Genomic DNA, 20181 nt, shown 5'->3' with positions numbered 1-20181 from the left:
ACTACTTCTCTTGATAAAAAATCAACAATTTAATAGTAAAATAAAGTATAATACTTACTGACAGTTATTAAAATTACTGCTTCCATTAGGTTTTAAATTTTTGAACATTCTAGAAAGGATAAATACGTTTAATGAAAAAATTTAAAGGCTTAACTTCTGCAGAAGTTCAAGCAAGTAAAAATGCTTATGGCGATAATAGGCTCTCTAGTAAAGAGGCTAACTCGCTGCTTTCAATTTTTATTGAAGCCTTCCAGGATCAATGGATTCTCATCCTCTTGGCTGCCTTAGGATTAAAAATCATCTTCAACTTTGTTGCAATAATTTTCCCTGCTATTGGGGAAGCTAATTGGTATGAGGTTATCTCACTAATTTTTGCCATTTTGATGTCTACAGGGTTCTCAGCAGTCTCTCAATACCGTAATGAGCAAAAATTCAATATTCTCCAAGAAGAGGCTTCAAAAACTAATGCTAAGGTTTATCGTGATGGTGAACTTAAAGAGATTCTCGTGGATGATATTGTAAAAGGGGATCAAATTCTCCTTCAATCAGGGGACAAGATTCCAGTTGACGGTATTATCTTGGAAGGTAAATTAAAAGTAAACCAAGCTGTCTTAAATGGTGAAAGTGAGGATGCCACAAAACTTCCTCTTGGTGACCAAGAAGAGCCAGATTCTTCAGACCTCTTTACAGAATTTAAGGTCTTCCGTGGTACAGTCGTAACTTCAGGTGAAGCTGTTATTGAAGCTACACAAATTGGTGATAACACCGTTTTAGGAAGTATCAATACGTCTCTTCAAGAAGATAGTAAAGATTCACCATCTAAAGAAAAACTTAAAAAGCTTGCAAGAAACATCGGGGTCCTGGGTTATAGTGCAGGTGCTGCCTATTCAGTAATCAACCTTGTATTAGGCTTTATTGCCCTAAATAAAGCTAACAACCTCAATGGTGGCTCGATTTTCCTTCTTATCATTGAAACAATTCTCTATGCGGTTACAATCATCATCATGGCTGTCCCAGAAGGACTTCCAATGGTGTTAGCACTCGTTTCCTCAATGAACTCAGGTCGACTTTTAGCTCAAAATATTCTAGTCCGCCATCCTGATACTATTGAAACAGCTGGATACATGAATATTCTCTTCAGTGATAAGACTGGTACAATCACAGAAGGTAAACTATCTGTAGTTGACTTCTTCCTTGGGGATGGAACACTTTATGCAGCTACTGGTGAAACCGATGCTCCAGATTTTGATACGATGTCAGATAGTCTTAAAGCTGAAATGATTAATGGTATCGGTCTTAATAACGATGCCATGGTTGCTGATGGCAAGGCTGTTGGTAGTAATGCTACTGACCGTGCACTTCTTGACTTCTTGATTGGACGTTCTCAACTTGATTTCGATACTAATACAATTACTGAGAAGCAACAATTCAACTCAGCAACAAAATTCTCAAGTGTAACGACTAACGATGGAAAAACCTACATCAAAGGCGCTCCAGAATTTGTCCTAAATGACTGCTACTATTATCTTGATAAAGATGGTCATAAACAAAACTTTACAGATGATATTAAAGCTCGTTTTCAAGAGTTATCATTGGAACAAGCTAACCGTTCAATGCGTTTGCTTGCCATCCTCAATACAGATGGTAATGATAAAGTCTTGATTGGTATCGTATGTATCCGTGATAACGTTCGCTCTTCAATTAAACAAACCGTTGAAACAATGAACCGTGCGGGTGTTCAAGTAGTTATGGTAACCGGTGACCGTAAAGAAACTGCTGTTGCTATCGCTAAAGAAGCAGGTATTGTCACTGGAGAAAATGATCTTGTCCTTACTCACGATGAACTTTCTGCTCTCTCAGATCAAGAACTTAAACAACAATTGCCTCACTTAAAAGTGGTAAGTCGTGCCCTTCCAATGGATAAAAAACGTCTTATTGAGGCAGCTCAAGAACTCGATATGGTAGCTGGTATGACGGGTGATGGGGTCAATGACTCACCAGCCCTTAAATCAGCTGATGTTGGTTTCTCAATGGGTGATGGTACTGAAGTCGCACGTGAAGCCTCAGATATCGTTATCTTAAACAACTCATTGACTTCTATTGAGAAAGCCGTCCTCTATGGACGCACCATGAGTAAGTCAGTAAGTAAATTTATCATCTTCCAATTAACTGTTAACGTAACAACTATTGCCATGTCACTTCTCTCACCACTTTTGGGTCTCAAAGAGCCATTTACAATCATCCAAATTCTCTGGGTTAACCTTATCATGGACACACTTGCTGCCCTTGCCTTTGCTGAAGAGCCTGCGCTGGATCGTTATATGAACGAAAAACCAGTATCTAAGAAAGCAAATATTCTTACTGGTTATATGAAATCTGCTATCGGAGTTGCAAGTGCCTTCATTACTATTATATGTTTATCCATTCTTAAAAATGTTGGTGGTATCCAAGAATTTATCACAAATGGAACTGGTAACTTTGAAATGGTGACAACCTTTACATTTACAGTATTTATCTATGCTATTATTTTCAATTCATTTAATACACGTAGTAATGGCTTCAATATTTTTGAACATATCGGTAAAAATAAGAAATTCTTAATCGTTATGATTTCTATTGCTGTTGTTCAAACCCTTATTATTCAATTTGGTGGAAAACTATTTAGTACTGTTCCGATGGATATTCAACACTATATCATTGCTCTTCTTATTGCTGTATTGATTATACCAGCAGATTTCATTCGAAAAGCTCTAACTAAAAACAAATAAGATATGAGGTATTGCAAATCTTCAAAGTGAGCAAAAGGATTGGGTTTTACTCCCAATCCTTTTTCTAAATTTCTAAAGGTAACCTATGAAAAAATAAGAGCAATATTATTCTATTATTGCTCTATAACAAGAAAGGCTTTAAATGAACTGCACCCCAAAAGTTAGACAGACAACATCTAACTTTTGGGGTGTTTTTATTATGAAATTAACTTATGAAGATAAAGTTCAAATATATGAATTGAGAAAGCAAGGTCAAACCTTCAACCAACTTTCAAAACAATTTGGTGTGGATGCTTCTGGATTAAGATATATGACGAGATTGGTTGAACGTTACGGAATAGAAATTATGAACGTTACGGAATAGAAATTATCAAGAAAGGTAAGAATTGTTACTATTCCCCAGAATTAAAACAAGAAATGATTGATAAAGTGCTACTTGAAGGTTGTTCTCAACAAAGTGTTTGCCTGGACTAGGGCTTCCCAAATCAAGGATTGCTTAACAATTGGATAGCACAATACAAAAATGGGTATACTATTGTTGAGAAAACAAGAGGGAGATCGCCTAAAATTCGTCGTAAACGCAAGTATTCTTCATACCAAGGAGAAGTTGGCAAAAAAGCAGATAACCTTAGTGACCAAGGTTGGCAATACCAACATTAGTGTTATCATCAATTTTTAGAGGGTAAAGGAAGCCAACCGTCCATGTCACGTAAGGGGAAATAGTCCAGACAATGGTATGAAGGAATCCTTCTTTGGCATTTTAAAATCCGAAATGTTTTATGCTTATGAGGTTACCTTTCAGTCACTTGAGCAATTGGAACAAGCTATTGTAGACTATATTGATTACTACAACAAACTAATCAAGGTAAAATTAAAAGAACTTAGTCCTGTTCAATACAAAACTAAATCCTTTGGATAAATTAGTTGTCTAACTTTTTGGGGTCAGTACAAATCGAGCTTTTTTCTTTATGTTACTTAAACTGACTAGGAGTTCCTGTATATCCTGACCAATCCTTACTATAAAAGCGATCATTCAATTTATAGCTAGGTGCAGGTGTTGGATTACTAACGAAAGAATCAACGACCCTGTCAAAGGCCACCCAACCTTTCCAGCCCATATGAATAGTGTCTTGCATAAAGTAAGGTTGATCGCCATCTTTTGAGAAATCTGCAATATTGGTAAATCCTTGACTTTCCAATTGATAACGGATTTTAGAAACCGCAGCATCATACATGTCCTGATTAAGTCCAGTATAAGCCATCCACTTGCTATTAACAGGTGGAATGACAAATATAACATTTGTATTTGACTTGGCAAATTGATTAAGAACCAGCTGTAAATCACCATATTCTTGAGAAACTTCATAGGAAAGATTTTTCTGGAAACCTTTAAGTTTACCAATTTTCTTAGATAAGCGTTCCTTATAAAAACGGTCATCAATTCCAAAGTCATTTGATTTGGTATGTGCTTCTGCATCTCTTACAGCAACCTGATCAAGGGCATCATAAGAGAATTTGTCTGGTAACTTTTTAAGATAAGGAAGAACCTTCTTGTCATAATTAGCGTTATTTGGCGCTGCTAAAGGGCTAAACAAGCTATCTTCTCGCCTATTTAGCTCTGTCATGAATTGAATATAGGTTTTATCGACAGTATTGAGATCTTGTCCTTTGGCCACTTTAGAAAGTTGAGATTTCATCGTTATCTCAGGTTTCATCTCTAAGATACGTTTAGCAGCATACTGTGAATTTGCATCCGTCTGATTTTGACTTAGGAAACTACTAAGTTGGTCATTATTAAAGAACTGCTGAAAAGCTGCAGAATTATAACCCTTTTTAGTGAACCATTGCGGAGACAAGACGTACACAGCTGTACCGTTTTGTAATTCTGGAAGCATTTGTTGCATTCCCAAATATTGATTTAGAGAAGCTGACCCACGTTGTCCAATAAAGTATGGGCGATAGTTACGGTCGTATTTTTCTGCTAAAACAGCTGGATGAAGGGCATCAAAACGTAACCACTCACTAGACCCAAAGTAAGGGACAAAACGATGATTCTGGTCCGAAAGAGCGGTAGTTTTATTTTTCCGACTTTTAAAGTTCTCATTCGTCAGCGTTACTGCACTACGTTTTTCAGCCTCATAACTATATTTTCTGCCTTGTGGGTAGGCATATATAACTACTACTACCAAAATCAGGGCACAAATTACTGGACCAAAAATCTGCCATAAACGCTTAAGCATTGCGAAGCTCCGTTACCCCTTCAACAATCTTATTAGCTGTGTTCCAATCATCACGACCAAATTCTGAAACTGGGACACGAATATCAAAACGTGATTCCAATTCAACAATAAGTTCAACAGTTCCCATTGAATCAAGAATACCAGCATCAAAAAGGTCTTCATCCATCATGCCTGACACATCTTCCATGAACAGTTCATCAATAATTTCAATAACTTCTGATTTTACATCCATTTTTAAATTTCCTTTACTTATTTTTTAGTGAACCAGAGATCATTCAAGAATCCAGAGAAAATCAAGAATGATAGCATAACTGTATTAAAGGTGATAAAGATTCCCAAAGCCTTGGTCCATTTATTTTCGGGGAGAGGCTTAAGTCCTGCTTTTTTACGCTCTTTATTAACGGTTTTCTTTTTACGTAACCAAGCATCGTTAATACCTAGACCAATACCATGGAATATACCATAAGCAATATAGTACCAAGTAAACCCATGCCAAAATCCCATAACCATCATATTGATGATATAAGCAACATTAGATGTGGTGTTACGATTTTTGAAAACCTTATTTCGCATGAGTACCATGACTAAGCGCATAAAGACAAAATCACGGAACCAAAACGACAGACTCATATGCCAGCGATTCCAAAATTCCTTCATATCACGGGAAATGAACGGTTTGTCAAAGTTAATAGGACTCTTAATCCCCATTAGATTTGAAGCTGCGAGAGCAAACATTGAGTAACCCGCAAAGTCAAAGAAGAGATCAAACCCATAAACGTACATAAAACCTAGTGTGGGTAGATTAAAGAAACCGCCTTGACTCAACGCTTGTGCTTTTAATTGTGGTAAAAGCATACTTCCAAAAATCTGAGCTAAAACAAACTTATAAAGAAAACCAAGCATAGTATATTTTACAGCTTGCTCTAACATGTTCAGCAGCTCGTCACGATTAGGAATTGACTGATAATCTTCATTAAAACGTTTGAAGCGATCAATGGGACCACTTGTGAAGGTAGGCATAAAGAGCATGAAGCGTAGGAATTCCCCTAGTGTGAACTCTTTAAGCACTCCATCACGCATCTCGATAATCATACCAACCGCACGGAAGGTTAAATAAGAGATGCCGAGAAAGTTTAAAAGTGACTGGGTTCCGTTAATGGTAGGCTCTACCTTAACAAGAATCAAGGGAAGAACAACAAGAAACGAGTGCAAATAGAAGACCCATTTATTATCCCTTTGACTGCGATAACGATTGTATGAGTATACCCAGATGATTTGCCAGACAATATAGAAAAGCAAAGCTAAGATTTGGCCAGCATGGGTACCTGTCAGAGCAAGAACGATAAAGGTAATACTTACCAAACATTCATAAATAGCAAAGCGCTTTTTAAAGAATAGACCTATAAAGATTGGTAATAAGGCTATCCCAAGATAGATGAAATAGAAAGGATTACCGTAGGGTTCTAAATGGGGAAGCTGTTTCAAGAAGTCTATCATCGGTTATTAACCTCATTGATAAGCCCCTTGATATCAATTTTCCCATTTGGTGTAAGAGGCAAGCTCTCACGATAGAGGAACTTAGTAGGCATCATGTATGACATCATGATATCTTCTAAGTCAGCTTTGATAGCCTTAGTAATATCGATGTCACGCTCAAACTGGTCACGTACGCCATCCTTAAGAATCACATAAGCCAAGAGGTTCTGAACCTTATGGTCTTTGTTATAACGTGGGACAGCTACTGCTGAATCGATATACTTAGACTTATTAAGGTTTTGGGAAACATCTTCTAACTCAATACGGAAACCATTAAATTTAATCTGAAAGTCCATACGACCACCGTAAAGAAGGAGACCCTCATCAGTCATAGTACCCACATCACCAGTATGGTAGGCAGGTAGACCATTAAACTCGAAGAAGGCTTCCGCAGTCTTTTCAGGATTGTTCATATAACCTTTTGAAACTGCAGGACCCGATACGATGATTTCACCCTGCTGACCATTTGGAAGGATATTACCGTCTTCATCGATTATATAAGTTGGTGAATCTTCCTTGGTATAACCAATCGGTAGACGATTAAGAGTAGCTAGCATCTCATCAGTTATCGCTACTGCTGACAAGGCAACAGTAGCCTCAGTTGGTCCATAAGCATTGACAATACGTGCTTCTGGGAAACGTTGGCGGAGTTTCTGAGCAGTCTTGACAGTCAACTCTTCCCCATCGAAATATAAATGCGTAATTTCTGGCATCTTCTCTGCATTGAAGTCTTCAGACAACATTGCCATATCTGCAAATGATGGCGTGGATGTCCAAATGGCAATTGGAAGTGAAAAGATAGTTTCAAAGAGTTGCTTGAAGTCCTGAGTAATAGCTGAAGGAAGCGCATAGAGTGTTCCTCCAAGTGCCAAAGTTGGCGCCCAGTACATTACTGATAGGTCAAATGAATAAGGCGGTTGAGCCAACATTTGAGGACGTTTTGGAGTCGCAAATTCCTTGTCTGTAATCATCCAGTTGGTGAAACTAAGAAGGTTATTATGCGAAATCTGAACCCCTTTAGGTTTACCTGTAGTCCCTGATGTGAAGATGATGTAATAAGTATCATCACCTTTAACAGGATGGGTTACTTCATAAGTAGTCTTGTTAGCAAAACTTTCCTTCACTTGATCCAATGTCAAGATTGGTGCTTTAACATTCTCTAGTGGAAAGGCGTTAATAGCAACAATCAGACTTGGCTCTGCCACTTCAACGATAGCTGTCACGCGCTCAAGAGCTGAGTGACTATCAATTGGAATATAGGCGTGACCAGATTTAGTTAAAGCTACGAAAGTTGCCAACATTTCATATTCTTGACCGCCATAAACTACAACAGGTGATTTTTCTGGGATATCAAGGCTATCAATCTTAGCAGCTAAACTATCCGAATCGGCTTTCAAATCGCCGTAAGTATGGACTTCCCCTAAAATATTGTAAACAGGAAAGTCGGGTTGTGATTGAGCAAACTGCTCAATCGTTTCAATCATATCTTTAATTTTTGTACTTGTCATTATTCTTCCTAAAATTCGTTATAGATAAAATTACCTTGACCTTGTCCTAGGTAATTGTAGAGATAAATTAGGGCCATAAAAATGGCGAAATAAAGCAAAGTTTGTCCTAAAAAGACAAGGACATTTTTGTGTTTTAACATTCTAATTTTCGATACCTTTTTCATATAATATCCTTTATATTTTACCATCTTATCGGTATTTTTTCCAAAAAAAAATAAATCAATTTCATTTCTTTTCCATCTTTTACTTTCATTAATAAATAATACATTTAATAGCAAAAGAAACAGAGCCTAAACGCTCTGCAGTTTTTAATTATTTTGTGTTTTTTTGGGCTGTCTGCATACGATAGTACATTCCCTTAGTCCTTATTAATTGATTATGTGTTCCATGTTCAACGATATCACCATTATTCATTACCAAAATAAGGTCTGCATTCTCAATGGTAGATAATCTATGAGCAATAATGAAACTTGTCCGACCTTTCATCAGTTTAGCAAAAGCTTCTTGAATAAGGAGCTCCGTACGGGTATCAATACTTGATGTTGCTTCATCCAAGATAAGAATTTTAGGAACATTGACAAATATACGAGCAATAGTTAGTAACTGACGTTGACCTTGTGAAAGAGATTGCCCTGCATCTCTCAAGAAAGTGTCATAGCCTTGAGGTAATTGTTTAATAAAGAAATCAGCATTCGCTGCTTTGGCTGCTGCAACTACTTCCTCTCGACTAGCTTTTGGATTGCCATAGGCAATATTATCATGGATAGTAGCTACTTTAAGCCAAGTTTCTTGTAGAACCATCCCAATCTGCTTGCGAAGACTCTCACGGGTATAATACGTAATATCTCGACCGTCTAGCAAAATTTGACCCTTATCCAAGTCATAAAAACGCATGAGAAGATTAATCAAAGTAGATTTTCCTGCTCCTGTTGGACCAACAATAGCAACGGTACTCGCAGCGGGAATATTAATACTCAAATCCTTGATAAGAGGTTTATTTTGCAAATAGCCAAATTGAACATGATCAAATTGAAAATGTCCCTGAACTTCTGCTTCGTCCAAAACCGCATTTCCCGTTTCTGGCACTTCATCTTCATCTAAAATCATATATAGACGATCAGCACAGGCTAAAGCACTTTGAAGTTCAGATAGGACAGATGAAATGTCATTAAAAGGTTTGGTATACTGAGTGACATAGTTTAGGAAGGTGGTCAATTGTCCCACTGTAAATGTGCCGCCCGACATGATGCGATAGGCGCCAACACCTGCAATGAGAGCGTAAACCAGACTATTAATAAAACGTGTAGCTGGGTTAACCGCTGACGAGTAAAAGATGGCTCCCTGTGAATAGTTAGCATACTTACCATTAACCTCATTAAAATTGCGAACCATATGGTCTTGAGCATTTAGAATTTGTACCAGATCTTCCTGAGTTAGACTTTCTTCGATCAGCTGAGTCTGTTTGCCTCTCCACTTGGTTTGATTGCGATAGAGTTGATAACTCTTCCTAGCAATGAAACGAGCCACAAGCATTGATAAAGGTGTCATCACTAGAACTAAGAGCATCATGAACCAGTCTAAGCGAGCCATGGTAATGATTATGACAAAGATGGTCAAAAGCCCAACGAAAAATTGATTAAAGAACATAAGGAGACCATTATTCAATTGGTCACTATCTGTAGTCACGCGGCTAACCATGTCTCCAGTTCCTTGACGATCAAGATAACTGAATGGAATAGCATGGATTTTCATCATGACTCGTGCACGTAAACTTTCGCTATAAGAATAAATCAATCGATTATAAATCAAAGGGTTAAGCCACTGGATTGCACTATTAGCCAAGATAAGCAAAAGCATCTGCCAAATCAAACGTGACATCAAAAAGACAGCATTCATCTTAAGAACAGCATCTACTGCATTGCCAAGCAAAATAGGGAAGTAAACAGTCAAAGCAACTTGAACAATGGTCCCAACAGTTGCTAAAGCAAAGAGGTGGTAACGCTGACTTAGGATATCTTTACATAATCGTTTAAGCGTTGACTTGTTATTTCTAGCCTTCATCAGCGATCTCCTTTTGATGTTGAGAATAATGAATGTCTTGATAGATTTTATTAGTGGCAAGTAATTCTTCATGATTACCAAAACCAACTTGATGTCCCTTATCAAGTACCAAAATTTGATCAACAGCTTTTAAGCTATTTGTTCTCTGTGAAATAATAATCAAACTAGTTGATTTAAGATTTTCTCTGATAGCCGCTAGTAGACGACTTTCAGTCAAATAATCTAAAGCCGAGGTCGAATCATCCAAAATTAAGAATGGCGCTGGTCGCATCAAAGCGCGCGCAATAGTCAGACGCTGACGCTGACCACCCGAAAAATTACTGCCAAAAGACTCCACTGGTTCATCTAAGCCAAGGTCCTTTTCTCTTACAAAATCAGAAGCCTGAGCCATGTCAAGAGCATGCCACAGTTCTTGATCACTTGGTTCGTAATCAAGTCCCAATGACAAGTTTGAACGAATGGTTCCCCTAAACAACTCAGCTTTCTGTGGGACATAGGCCACCCAAGACCGCCACTCTTTGAGATTATTCGGCGATAACTGATTCTTAAAGATAGTCAAACTACCAAGCTGAGGTCGATATAGATTCATAATTAAATTGACCAAGGTCGATTTACCCGAACCTGTACCTCCAATAATCCCCAGAGACTCACCTTCAAAAGTCTTAAAGTCGATTTCTTGTAGCGATGGTTGACTAGCTGTAGGATAAGTAAAAGTCATCTTGTCAATTTCAAGAGCTATGCTTGGTTGATTTGGTTTCTTAATTATTATAGGCGCTTCAATGTCCTCATCTTGAAGATTGAAGATAGCTTGGACTCGTTTTGCCGAAATAAAGCTTTGGTTGAGATTCGTCAACATCATAGCTAATTTAAGGAGCTCCGCCAAAATCTGCAAGAGATAATTAACCAAGGCGATTAGCATACCTTGAGACAAAAGACCACCTTGAATTTGCACATTTCCTTGCCAAAGTATAGCAATTAAGGTCATATTAACAACCAAGAATGTCAAAGGACTAATGAGACTTGCTATCACCCCTGTTTTAAGTTGCCACTTCTTCAACTCTTTATTGACAGTGGTAAAGTTATCTAATTCACGCTCACTCTGACCAAAAGCACGAATAACCCTCATGCCCTCGAGTTGTTGACGAATATTGGTCACAATTGATTCATTAATCAATCGAATCTTAGCATACATAGGATTGACAATACGACTAGCTAGTGCAATTATAAGAAACAATACCAAGACCATCCCAAGAAACCATAAGGTTAAACGTGGGCTGATACGGAATGCCATAATAATGGCTCCCGTCACAATTATTGGTGCCCTTAAAAAGAGTCTTAAAAACTGATTAATACCTGTTTGGATTTGAAAGGTATCTCCAGTCAAACGTGTTACCAAACTTGAAGTGCCTATCTCATCACGCTTTTCCTTTGACAATCGCATCATTTTTGCATACAAATCATTTGTTAAAGCTTGGGCATAGCCAACTGCTGCCCTAGATGAAAAATACTGTGCTGAGATAGCAACGACAACCCCAACAACGGCAAATCCGAACAAGAGAAAAATCATCACAAACAGATGATTTTGGTCTCTATTTGGAATAGTTGTATCGACAATTCCAGCAATCACCATAGGAACTAAGAGTTCGAAACTAGCTTCGATTAATTTTAAAACAGGTCCTAGGATACTATCTTTAACAAATCCTTTGAAATAAACTAATAATGCTTTCATTTGTCTTTCCTTAAGAATGAGGTGGTTACTCTTAGAGATGAGAGAATATTCGCATCAGAAAGAGATTAAACTGCACTTCTTTGGCGTAATAAATATTTCCGCCATTTGTATAAAGTTTTCCCCCACCATAATACATGGCAACAGGTTGATAATAAGTATAGGTTTCTCCACTAGTGTTTCCTAGACTTGGAGCAACGACATCTTTAGAATAGGCATTTGCTAGTTCAACGGTGTTAACACCACCGTTATCAGCAACATAATCAATATAGGCCTTACCAAAGTTATAAGCTTGCACTGCTGTCCAAGGATCGACCTTATGGTGGACAGCTTCTTCAAGATTATCCGAAAGCACCTTCACCCCCTGACGGATACTTTCTTTTTGATCTGTAATGGAGTTGGTCACCCCCGTAGAACTTTCACTGGACTGCATTACGTCGTCTGTCTTACCCTTGGTTTCTGTGTAAATCATAGCAAGAACCAAATCGACATTAGTTGTATTTTTAATGTCATCCTCTGCTAAGACCTCCTTAACCAGGGATTCATAAGTTAGGACATGTTGGATATTGGCATGGATTCGATAGCATTGGATACCTATTATGAAAACTACGACAAAAACCACCAGACGTCTTATCCATTTAAACATATTATTTATTGACGATATCCTCGATATTTTTGATGAGAATAGAGTAGGTGCCATCAGGATTTTGAATAAATTCAACACTATCAGCATCCTGATAAACGTTATTCGGCACAATTAACTCAATTCCATTTGATAACGATAGTTTTTGATTCTCCAATTTTTTAATTTGACGAGAATGGTCAATATCTGAAACCGAAATGGGTTCAGGAATAGCTTCTTTTATCTCATCAACGAAGGTCAAACGAGCAGTCAAATTATTATCAAAGAGCTGGTCCGCTAATTTTTCTGGTGACAACTCTTGATCTTCTTCCAAATTATTGAAAATAGCAGATTTCATTTTTCCTTGGAAGTTAAAGTCAGCCTGATTAAAATTCTCAGCAATCTTGTGAGCAGTATCTTCAACCATCTTAATCGATTTTTTAACAGACTGCTCAGGTCGGACCTGCAACAGATTTTCAGAGAAATAATTGGCAAAACTACCATTATGCTTAATACGTTTTTCAATCAGATAATACTGATTACTACTACGGTTGATAACCAAAGCTTCATCTGGTGTCTGGGCCGCAGAAGGCAGATTATTTTGTGACAACTGAATAGGATGCTGACTATTTCCCAAAGAATGAATCAAACTATCCTTAAGAGCAATGCGCAAGAAAGCAAAATATTCTTGACCTTCTTTATCAAACTGAATAAAGACCAAATCATTGGTCTTTTGATCTTCAGAAATGACAAATTCTTCCTTCCAAAGTTGGGAAATTTTGACTGAACTTTCCATCAAATCATTTCCTATATGACTGATGAAAACATTCTCTGTATCGAAATACCCTCGTTTAGCCTCATCAGAGAAAACCTTAGAGAGTTTCTTTCTAAAATACTCATCTAAACGTGGCGTTATTTCAATAGGTGATTCTGCCAAAACCAGCTCCGTATCATTTGGCGAAAACTGATGAATGATAATGCGTTTAATATATAGATCTAACATAATTTATTAATAGAGTGGGAAAGCATCTGTAAGAACTTTAACGTCTCCACGAATGCGTTCCAAAACTTCAGGTTTATCGTGATTTTCCAAAGCTTCAACCATCCACTCTGCAATCTGACGGCTCTCAGCTTCACCCATACCACGGCTTGTAATTGCTGGACTACCGACACGAATACCAGATGTTTTGAATGGAGATAACTGCTCATAAGGAATACCATTTTTGTTCAAAGTAATATTTACTTCTTCAAGAACGTTTTGCGCAATCTTACCATTTTCGACAACTTTAGTAACATCAACCAAGAAGAGATGATTATCAGTTCCACCTGAGATTACTCGAAAATCTGGATGTTGGTTGAAAACGTCCGCCATGGCAGCAGCATTCTTGATAACTTTTTCACCGTATTCCTTAAAGGCAGGGTCAAGTGCTTCTTTAAGAGCGACAGCCTTAGCAGCAATAACGTGTTCCAGTGGGCCACCTTGCAAACCAGGGAAGACCGCAGAATTCAATTTCTTAGCGATATCTTCATCATCAGTCAAAATCAAACCACCACGAGGTCCACGAAGTGTCTTGTGGGTTGTTGTAGTTGTCACATATGCATAAGGAACTGGACTTGGATGATGACCAGAGGCTACAAGGCCTGCAATGTGAGCCATATCTACCATAAGGTAAGCACCTACAGCATCAGCGATTTCACGGAATTTAGCAAAATCAATGATACGTGAGTATGCTGAAGCCCCTGCCACGATAAGTTTGGGTCTCACTTCTTTTGCTTGAGCAAGGATAGCATCATAATCAAGAAGTTCACTCTCCTTATCAACATTATAAGACACAAAGTTATAGGTCTTACCAGAGAAACTAACTGGTGCACCGTGTGTCAAGTGACCACCCGCTGACAAATCCATCCCCATAACTGTATCACCAGGTTGGATTAAAGACATGTAAACAGCAGCATTGGCTTGGCTACCTGAGTGAGGTTGCACGTTAGCAAATTTTGCCCCAAAAAGTTTCTTAGCACGTTCAATGGCAAGAGTCTCAACCACATCAATAAAGGCTGTACCACCATAGTAACGTTTACCTGGATAACCTTCTGCGTATTTGTTTGTCAAGAGCGTTCCTTGAGCAGCCATAACGGCTTTAGAAACCACATTTTCAGAGGCAATCAATTCAATATTATTTTGTTGGCGTTCTGCCTCAGCATCGATGGCGTTCCATAGTTCAGGGTCAAATGCTTTGTAATCTTCTTTGTCAAAAATCATTGAGGTCTCCTTTGAGGTGTAATGGGCTTTCAAACAACTCACCCACAAACAGTCGAAAGTCATCTTACTCTTTCTTAAGTCTTTGTTAGTCATTTTATTCTATAGTCAACTCTGGAATAGCTGCCAATAGGTCATCTTTTGTTATTTTCCCTTGTCTGAGAATCCTAGCAGGTGAAACCGACAAATCCAAAATCGTCGAATCTACACCTAACAAGGCATTATCATCCTGATAGCCAGTCACCTTAAAATCAAATTGCGCTCTAATATCTTCGAAATGACGACCACTTTCTTTCCCAGACTTATTGGCTGATGGACCAATCAAAGGCCCCTCAGCTTGAATCAACTCTCTAGTTACGGGATGGTTTGGTAATCGAAATCCAACCGTTGCCAATCCTGAATTAATCCATCTAGGTACTTGATCATTAGCTTTTAAGATGATGGTCAGAGGTCCAGGCAAAAAAGCATCGTACAATTGTTTCAAATACTTGGGTTGCTCCTTTGAATAGAAGAGGATATCTTCATACGAGGCTACATTCAAATTCATGGCTTTGTCTCTAGGCCGATTTTTTAGCTCATAAACATAATCGACTGCCTTCTCATCCAAAGCCTTGGCAAACAGACCATATACGGTCTCTGTAGGGAGAACAACGGCCTCACCATTATTTAAAGTTTCTCTTAACTGTTTCTTACTTTCCATCATCCATCACGACCTTTCTATCCTGTCCAAATTGATCCTTAAGGACACGCACATGCTTATCTGGAAAACGTAGTGACAAAAGTTTCTTTAAATCTTCGCCTTGCTTATAGCCTATCTCAAAATAGAGTTTTCCTTGAGGATTTAGATACTTATCTGCGTCCTCAAGGATTTGTCTATAAATGGCAAGTCCATCTTCATCAGCAAACAAGGCCATCTTGGGCTCGCTAGTCAAGACATTTAAACCAACTTCGTCCTTATCATTTTCAGAAATATAAGGAGGGTTCGACACAATGATATCAAAACTACCGGAGACATTTTCAAAAACATCCGATAGAACAAAGCTGATATCTACCTGATTTAGCTTAGCATTATCCTTAGCAAGTACCAAAGCGTCAGCTGATAAGTCACTAGCCGTCACTTGCCACATAGGACGACTCTTTTTCAGGGAGACCGCAATAGCACCACTGCCAGTGCCTATATCAAGAACCTTGAGCTCTGTGTTCGGGTTTTCTGCCAAAATTAGGTCCACTAATTCCTCAGTTTCAGGACGAGGAATCAAAACACGCTCATCAACATGAAAACGTAGGCCATGAAATTCCTCATAACCTAAAATATATTGGGCAGGCTTGTGAGTCGTAAGTTGCGTGAAAATATGAGCTAAAAGATTTCCGTCTTCCTCCGAAACTTCCTGTCTCAATTGAAGAACAAAATGAGTCAAATCCCATTGTTTCAAACCACGATAAACAAAGGAAATGGCCTCAGGTTCTTCACCGATAGCTTCAAGTTCCTTCTCATAACCGGCCAGGACATCCGCTAAAATCATTTATTAAGCTCTTCCAATTTTTGTGTTTGATCGTAAAGAACCAAAGCATCGATTATTTCATCCATTTTACCAGCCAAAATCGTATCTAATTTTTGAAGGGTCAAACCAATACGGTGGTCTGTGACACGGTTCTGTGGAAAATTATAAGTACGGATACGCTCTGAACGATCCCCTGTACCAACTGTAGATTTACGCTCTGCATCTTGCTCATCTTGAGCAATTTGTGCAAAATGGTCCGCAACACGCGCACGGATAATCTTCAGGGCTTTATCACGGTTTTTCTGTTGGGTACGTTCTTCTTGCATCTCAACTTTAATTCCAGTAGGAATGTGAACCATACGCACCGCAGTTGCAACCTTATTGACGTTCTGTCCACCGGCACCAGAGGCGTGATAAATATCGACACGAAGATCCTTAGGATCGATTTCGTACTCCATTTCTTCAACTTCTGGCATTACCAAAACAGTTGCTGTAGAGGTATGAACACGACCTTGACTTTCAGTCACAGGGACACGTTGTACACGATGTGCTCCAGACTCATATTTGAGTTTAGAGTAGACTGATTGTCCTGAAACCATGGCAACCACTTCCTTGATACCACCAACACCATTGTATGATGCTTCCATTACTTCAAAGCGCCACCCTTGTGTTTCAGCGTATTTTTGGTACATAGCTAGGAGGTCACCCGCAAACAAGGCAGCCTCATCTCCCCCAGCAGCCCCACGAATTTCAAGGATGATATTCTTGTCGTCATTAGGGTCTTTTGGTAAGAGGAGAATTTTCAAGCGTTCTTCATACTCTTCTTTAGCTGCTTTGGATTCTTTAAGTTCTTCCTTAGCCATTTCTTCCAAATCAGCATCACCACTAGCTTCCTTAATCATCTCTTCAGCATCTGAAATATTTTGGATAATTTGCTTGTACTCACGGTAAGCTATGACAGTCTCACGGGTGTTAGCCTCTTCACGCGACAACTCCATGAAGCGTTTGGTATCCGATACAACTTCAGGGTCGCTAAGCAATTCACCCAATTCCTCATAACGGTCTTCAACCGCCTGCAACTGATCATAAATGTTCATTTGTTATTTTTCTCCCTATATACCTGATAGTTATCTTTAATTCTGTTTCAAAGGAACTATTCTTTCTCGAGGCGGATTAAACCAATGTTTTCGGCAAACCGAGATATAACTTTCGTGACCTCCAATTTGTACCTGTACCCCCTCATAGACTGGCTCACCGTCTTCCATGCGTAGAACCATGGTTGCCTTTCTCGAACAGTAGTGACATATGGTCTTAATCTCTTCTATTTTATCAGACAAAAGCAAGAGATACTTAGATCCTTCAAATAGATTATTTTGAAAATCATTTTTGAGACCAAATGCCATAACTGGGATATCTAACTCGTCAACAATTCGTGCCAAATCATAGACATTTGCACGAGTTAGAAACTGTGCTTCATCAATCAAAACGCAATAAGGCCGCGGACTTATATCATCAATGTAATCAAAAATATCCGTGTCATTCCCAATTGGATAAGCCTTACGTCTCATACCAATACGACTGGAGATATAGCCGACCTCGTCTCGATCATCTAATCGACTGGTCAGTAGCACTACCGGCTTTCCTTGCTCTTCGTAATTATATGCAACCTTAAGAATCTCAATGGATTTCCCAGAATTCATGGTGCCGTAGCGAAAATAAAGTTGTGCCACACCAGACTCCTCTAAAATTTTTATTGTACCTATTTTATCATAATTTTAAGCGCAAAAGGGAGAGAGTCCGAACAATTTTTGAAAAAAAGTTCGTCTTACTCCCTTAATTATAAAGTGGGACTAAAAAGTAACTTAAAACTTTTCAATAATCTTCTCTTGTGAAACTCCTCAACTCTAAAATACTATTTGAGGTCCTACTAAATAAGAAGTATCGTTACTACCACTTCCTTATGAATAGGCTTTAGCTAATCGTGCAAGGAGTTCTTCTTTCTCTTCATCACTAGCAAAGGAAGCTTCAATCGCTGTCTTATTATGTGCATAGAAATCTTGAACTGTGCTATCAAAATACTTGTGATAGAGTTCGTATTCCTTAGTTAAATTTGTATCAGAAACCGTACGATTGTCTGTATTAATCGTAATATTAGCACCTGCTGCTTTCATTTTAAGGTATGGAAAATCATTAACAGTCACTGCTGCCTTGGTCTGTAGATTACTTGTTAAGCATAACTCACCCGTCACACCGTTTTTGACAAATTCATCCAAAAGTTCTGGTTCTTGAGCCAGGATAGTCGCATGACCATTACGCTTAATTCCCATAGCAATTGACTCAGCAAGAAAAGCCGAACAGCCACACTCACCAGCATGGAAGGTCATAGGACGGTTGTAACTTTTGACTTGTTCAATAAGAGGTTTAATAGCTGCAGGTCCATAATTAAGCTCATCTCCAGCGAAATCAAAACCAACAAAGTCACTATCTCTGACTTGATTAGCTTCATCAAGAATACGAGCTGTTAATGATTGATCTGATTGGCGCATGCCACAAACCAGTGCCTTAGCAATAATACCAAATTCTTCTTGAGCTTGACGTAATCCTTGACAAACAGCATCAATTGTCTCAGTGACAGTCAATCCCTTATCCATCGACAATTCTGGTGCGAATCTCACTTCAATATAGACAACATTTTCTAAAGCAGCTTGTTTGGCAACATCATAAGCAGCAATAGTTAAAGCCTCATTAGTTTGTAGCAAGGGGCGAATATAATCAAAGGCCTCTAAATATTCTAGGAGACTCTCACAGGTAACCGGCGCTGTCACGTGGTGTTTGAGCTCCTCATCATCCTCAGGCAAATCAATCTGTGACAACTCAGCTAGGTGACGAATGGTACTTAAAGATAAAGAACCGTCCAAATGGCAGTGCAATTCTATTTTAGCCAACTTATGAAAGTCAATAGCAGTCATATTTCTTTTCCTCTCTAAATAATATTCTATTAATTCAGATAAAATGATTTATAATCTTATCTTACCTATCAAGAATCAATATGTCTTCTCCAAAAGAACGTAGTCGATTCTTGAAATGCCATCAGAATTTTGTTAGGATGTGACTATCAAGAATACGAGGAGAAACTTTATGTCTGACTATATTTTACCAGAAGTTTGGGAAAATCCAACCTCTATGGGAGGTACCTGGGGTGGCCTCAATCAACCTACAGCTGGTGCACGTTTTGAACAAACTTTACCTAAAGGTGACCAACCTTTCCAGCTCTATACTTTCCCAACACCAAATGGTATCAAGGCAACTATCATGCTAGAAGAACTGAAGGAACTTGGTGTGACTCAAGCAGGTTATGACGCTTATCGTATTAAGATTGGTGATGGTGACCAATTCGGCTCAGACTTTGTTGCAATTAATCCAAACTCAAAGATTCCAGCCATGATGGATTATTCTGAAGACCAACCAGTTCGTGTCTTTGAATCAGCTAACATCCTCCTTTACTTGGCTGAAAAATTTGGCAAACTCATTCCAACTGATCACACAAAACGTACGGAAGTTCTCAACTGGCTCTTTTGGCAAACAGGTGCTGCTCCTTTTCTAGGTGGTGGCTTTGGGCACTTCTTCCACTATGCACCTGAAAAAATCGAATATGCCGTCAACCGTTTTGCCATGGAAGCCAAACGCCAACTTGACTTGCTTGATAAAGAATTAGCAAACAAACCTTATATTTCTGGGGATGAATACACCATCGCTGATATTGCTATCTGGTCCTGGTATGGCCGTCTTGCTCAAGATAAGATTTGGGACAAGGCTGGTATTTTCCTTGATGTTAAAGAATACAAGCACCTTCAAGCATGGACTGAGAAGATTGCTAACCGTCCAGCAGTTAAACGCGGACTTGAAGTCGAATATAAAGAGATCTAATTTTTGTAACGGTTTGCCTAGGCCAACCGTTTTT

At 38.6% G+C, this 20181-nt stretch carries 17 protein-coding genes and 1 pseudogene; 3 read left to right on the top strand and 15 right to left on the bottom strand.

Going from position 1 to position 20181, the window contains the following annotated elements; genetic code table 11:
- Positions 1-131: 131 nt before the first annotated feature.
- Entirely contained in the window at positions 132-2768 is a 2637-nt protein-coding gene (locus tag NSQ85_RS09985) for a calcium-translocating P-type ATPase, PMCA-type (protein WP_179974445.1), read from the top strand.
- A 199-nt stretch (positions 2769-2967) separates the two neighbouring features.
- Positions 2968-3687 (top strand): annotated as a pseudogene (locus tag NSQ85_RS09980) (IS3 family transposase).
- A 52-nt stretch (positions 3688-3739) separates the two neighbouring features.
- Here NSQ85_RS09980 and dltD read toward each other — a convergent pair.
- From dltD to add, 15 genes are all read right to left on the bottom strand, one after another.
- Entirely contained in the window at positions 3740-5008 is a 1269-nt protein-coding gene (gene dltD / locus NSQ85_RS09975; protein WP_179972884.1) for a D-alanyl-lipoteichoic acid biosynthesis protein DltD, read from the bottom strand.
- Positions 5001-5240 (bottom strand): D-alanine--poly(phosphoribitol) ligase subunit DltC, encoded by a 240-nt coding sequence (gene dltC / locus NSQ85_RS09970; RefSeq protein WP_179972883.1) that lies wholly within the window; start codon positions 5238-5240, stop codon positions 5001-5003. Before dltC ends, dltD begins: the two co-directional genes overlap by 8 nt.
- 17 nt (positions 5241-5257) lie before the next feature.
- Positions 5258-6505, bottom strand: a complete 1248-nt coding sequence (gene dltB / locus NSQ85_RS09965) for a D-alanyl-lipoteichoic acid biosynthesis protein DltB (protein WP_179974444.1) — start codon at positions 6503-6505, stop codon at positions 5258-5260.
- On the bottom strand, positions 6502-8052 hold the full coding sequence (dltA, locus tag NSQ85_RS09960; protein ID WP_179972881.1) for a D-alanine--poly(phosphoribitol) ligase subunit DltA: 1551 nt from the start codon (positions 8050-8052) through the stop codon (positions 6502-6504). Before dltA ends, dltB begins: the two co-directional genes overlap by 4 nt.
- A gap of 8 nt (positions 8053-8060) precedes the next feature.
- Positions 8061-8192, bottom strand: a complete 132-nt coding sequence (locus NSQ85_RS09955; protein WP_002885174.1) for a teichoic acid D-Ala incorporation-associated protein DltX — start codon at positions 8190-8192, stop codon at positions 8061-8063.
- A 172-nt stretch (positions 8193-8364) separates the two neighbouring features.
- Positions 8365-10113, bottom strand: a complete 1749-nt coding sequence (locus tag NSQ85_RS09950) for an ABC transporter ATP-binding protein (protein ID WP_100262418.1) — start codon at positions 10111-10113, stop codon at positions 8365-8367.
- On the bottom strand, positions 10103-11842 hold the full coding sequence (locus NSQ85_RS09945) for an ABC transporter ATP-binding protein (RefSeq protein WP_340781766.1): 1740 nt from the start codon (positions 11840-11842) through the stop codon (positions 10103-10105). The genes NSQ85_RS09950 and NSQ85_RS09945 overlap by 11 nt, the downstream gene beginning before the upstream one ends.
- A gap of 31 nt (positions 11843-11873) precedes the next feature.
- Positions 11874-12485 (bottom strand): lysozyme family protein, encoded by a 612-nt coding sequence (locus NSQ85_RS09940; protein WP_100262416.1) that lies wholly within the window; start codon positions 12483-12485, stop codon positions 11874-11876.
- 1 nt (position 12486) lies between these two features.
- Positions 12487-13464 carry a nucleoid-associated protein gene (locus NSQ85_RS09935; RefSeq protein ID WP_100262415.1) on the bottom strand — a complete coding sequence of 326 codons (978 nt, stop codon included), beginning with the start codon at positions 13462-13464 and terminating at the stop codon, positions 12487-12489.
- 6 nt (positions 13465-13470) lie between these two features.
- Positions 13471-14721 carry a serine hydroxymethyltransferase gene (gene glyA, locus NSQ85_RS09930; RefSeq protein ID WP_340781764.1) on the bottom strand — a complete coding sequence of 417 codons (1251 nt, stop codon included), beginning with the start codon at positions 14719-14721 and terminating at the stop codon, positions 13471-13473.
- Between the two features lie 94 nt (positions 14722-14815).
- Positions 14816-15421 (bottom strand): L-threonylcarbamoyladenylate synthase, encoded by a 606-nt coding sequence (locus NSQ85_RS09925; RefSeq protein ID WP_179972877.1) that lies wholly within the window; start codon positions 15419-15421, stop codon positions 14816-14818.
- A complete protein-coding gene (gene prmC, locus NSQ85_RS09920; RefSeq protein WP_179974442.1) occupies positions 15408-16241 on the bottom strand; it encodes a peptide chain release factor N(5)-glutamine methyltransferase in 834 nt (277 codons plus the stop codon). Before prmC ends, NSQ85_RS09925 begins: the two co-directional genes overlap by 14 nt.
- Entirely contained in the window at positions 16238-17317 is a 1080-nt protein-coding gene (prfA, locus tag NSQ85_RS09915) for a peptide chain release factor 1 (RefSeq protein ID WP_179972875.1), read from the bottom strand. The genes prmC and prfA overlap by 4 nt, the downstream gene beginning before the upstream one ends.
- Positions 17318-17353: 36 nt before the next feature.
- On the bottom strand, positions 17354-17950 hold the full coding sequence (locus NSQ85_RS09910) for a thymidine kinase (protein ID WP_011225787.1): 597 nt from the start codon (positions 17948-17950) through the stop codon (positions 17354-17356).
- A 228-nt stretch (positions 17951-18178) separates the two neighbouring features.
- A complete protein-coding gene (add, locus tag NSQ85_RS09905) occupies positions 18179-19189 on the bottom strand; it encodes an adenosine deaminase (protein ID WP_179974441.1) in 1011 nt (336 codons plus the stop codon).
- A 169-nt stretch (positions 19190-19358) separates the two neighbouring features.
- Between add and yghU the strand changes: the two genes are divergently transcribed.
- Positions 19359-20147 (top strand): glutathione-dependent disulfide-bond oxidoreductase, encoded by a 789-nt coding sequence (gene yghU / locus NSQ85_RS09900; RefSeq protein ID WP_014608182.1) that lies wholly within the window; start codon positions 19359-19361, stop codon positions 20145-20147.
- Positions 20148-20181: the final 34 nt, after the last annotated feature.

The organism is Streptococcus sp. FSL L8-0526 (assembly GCF_038007145.1).
Lineage (GTDB): Bacteria > Bacillota > Bacilli > Lactobacillales > Streptococcaceae > Streptococcus > Streptococcus thermophilus.
Note: the sequence above shows the minus strand (reverse complement) of the source record. Positions and strands in the feature narration are given on the sequence as shown.

What these genes read in the sequence shown, in the direction of transcription:
- prmC (WP_179974442.1), bottom strand. Translation starts at nt 16,241, where the DNA reads ATGATTTTAGCGGATGTCCTGGCCGGTTATGAGAAGGAACTTGAAGCT.
- dltB (WP_179974444.1), bottom strand. Translation starts at nt 6,505, where the DNA reads ATGATAGACTTCTTGAAACAGCTTCCCCATTTAGAACCCTACGGTAAT.
- NSQ85_RS09950 (WP_100262418.1), bottom strand. Translation starts at nt 10,113, where the DNA reads ATGAAGGCTAGAAATAACAAGTCAACGCTTAAACGATTATGTAAAGAT.
- NSQ85_RS09925 (WP_179972877.1), bottom strand. Translation starts at nt 15,421, where the DNA reads ATGATGGAAAGTAAGAAACAGTTAAGAGAAACTTTAAATAATGGTGAG.
- dltD (WP_179972884.1), bottom strand. Translation starts at nt 5,008, where the DNA reads ATGCTTAAGCGTTTATGGCAGATTTTTGGTCCAGTAATTTGTGCCCTG.
- NSQ85_RS09945 (WP_340781766.1), bottom strand. Translation starts at nt 11,842, where the DNA reads ATGAAAGCATTATTAGTTTATTTCAAAGGATTTGTTAAAGATAGTATC.
- NSQ85_RS09940 (WP_100262416.1), bottom strand. Translation starts at nt 12,485, where the DNA reads ATGTTTAAATGGATAAGACGTCTGGTGGTTTTTGTCGTAGTTTTCATA.
- NSQ85_RS09985 (WP_179974445.1), top strand. Translation starts at nt 132, where the DNA reads ATGAAAAAATTTAAAGGCTTAACTTCTGCAGAAGTTCAAGCAAGTAAA.
- NSQ85_RS09935 (WP_100262415.1), bottom strand. Translation starts at nt 13,464, where the DNA reads ATGTTAGATCTATATATTAAACGCATTATCATTCATCAGTTTTCGCCA.
- NSQ85_RS09955 (WP_002885174.1), bottom strand. Translation starts at nt 8,192, where the DNA reads ATGTTAAAACACAAAAATGTCCTTGTCTTTTTAGGACAAACTTTGCTT.
- dltA (WP_179972881.1), bottom strand. Translation starts at nt 8,052, where the DNA reads ATGACAAGTACAAAAATTAAAGATATGATTGAAACGATTGAGCAGTTT.
- add (WP_179974441.1), bottom strand. Translation starts at nt 19,189, where the DNA reads ATGACTGCTATTGACTTTCATAAGTTGGCTAAAATAGAATTGCACTGC.
- prfA (WP_179972875.1), bottom strand. Translation starts at nt 17,317, where the DNA reads ATGAACATTTATGATCAGTTGCAGGCGGTTGAAGACCGTTATGAGGAA.
- dltC (WP_179972883.1), bottom strand. Translation starts at nt 5,240, where the DNA reads ATGGATGTAAAATCAGAAGTTATTGAAATTATTGATGAACTGTTCATG.
- glyA (WP_340781764.1), bottom strand. Translation starts at nt 14,721, where the DNA reads ATGATTTTTGACAAAGAAGATTACAAAGCATTTGACCCTGAACTATGG.
- yghU (WP_014608182.1), top strand. Translation starts at nt 19,359, where the DNA reads ATGTCTGACTATATTTTACCAGAAGTTTGGGAAAATCCAACCTCTATG.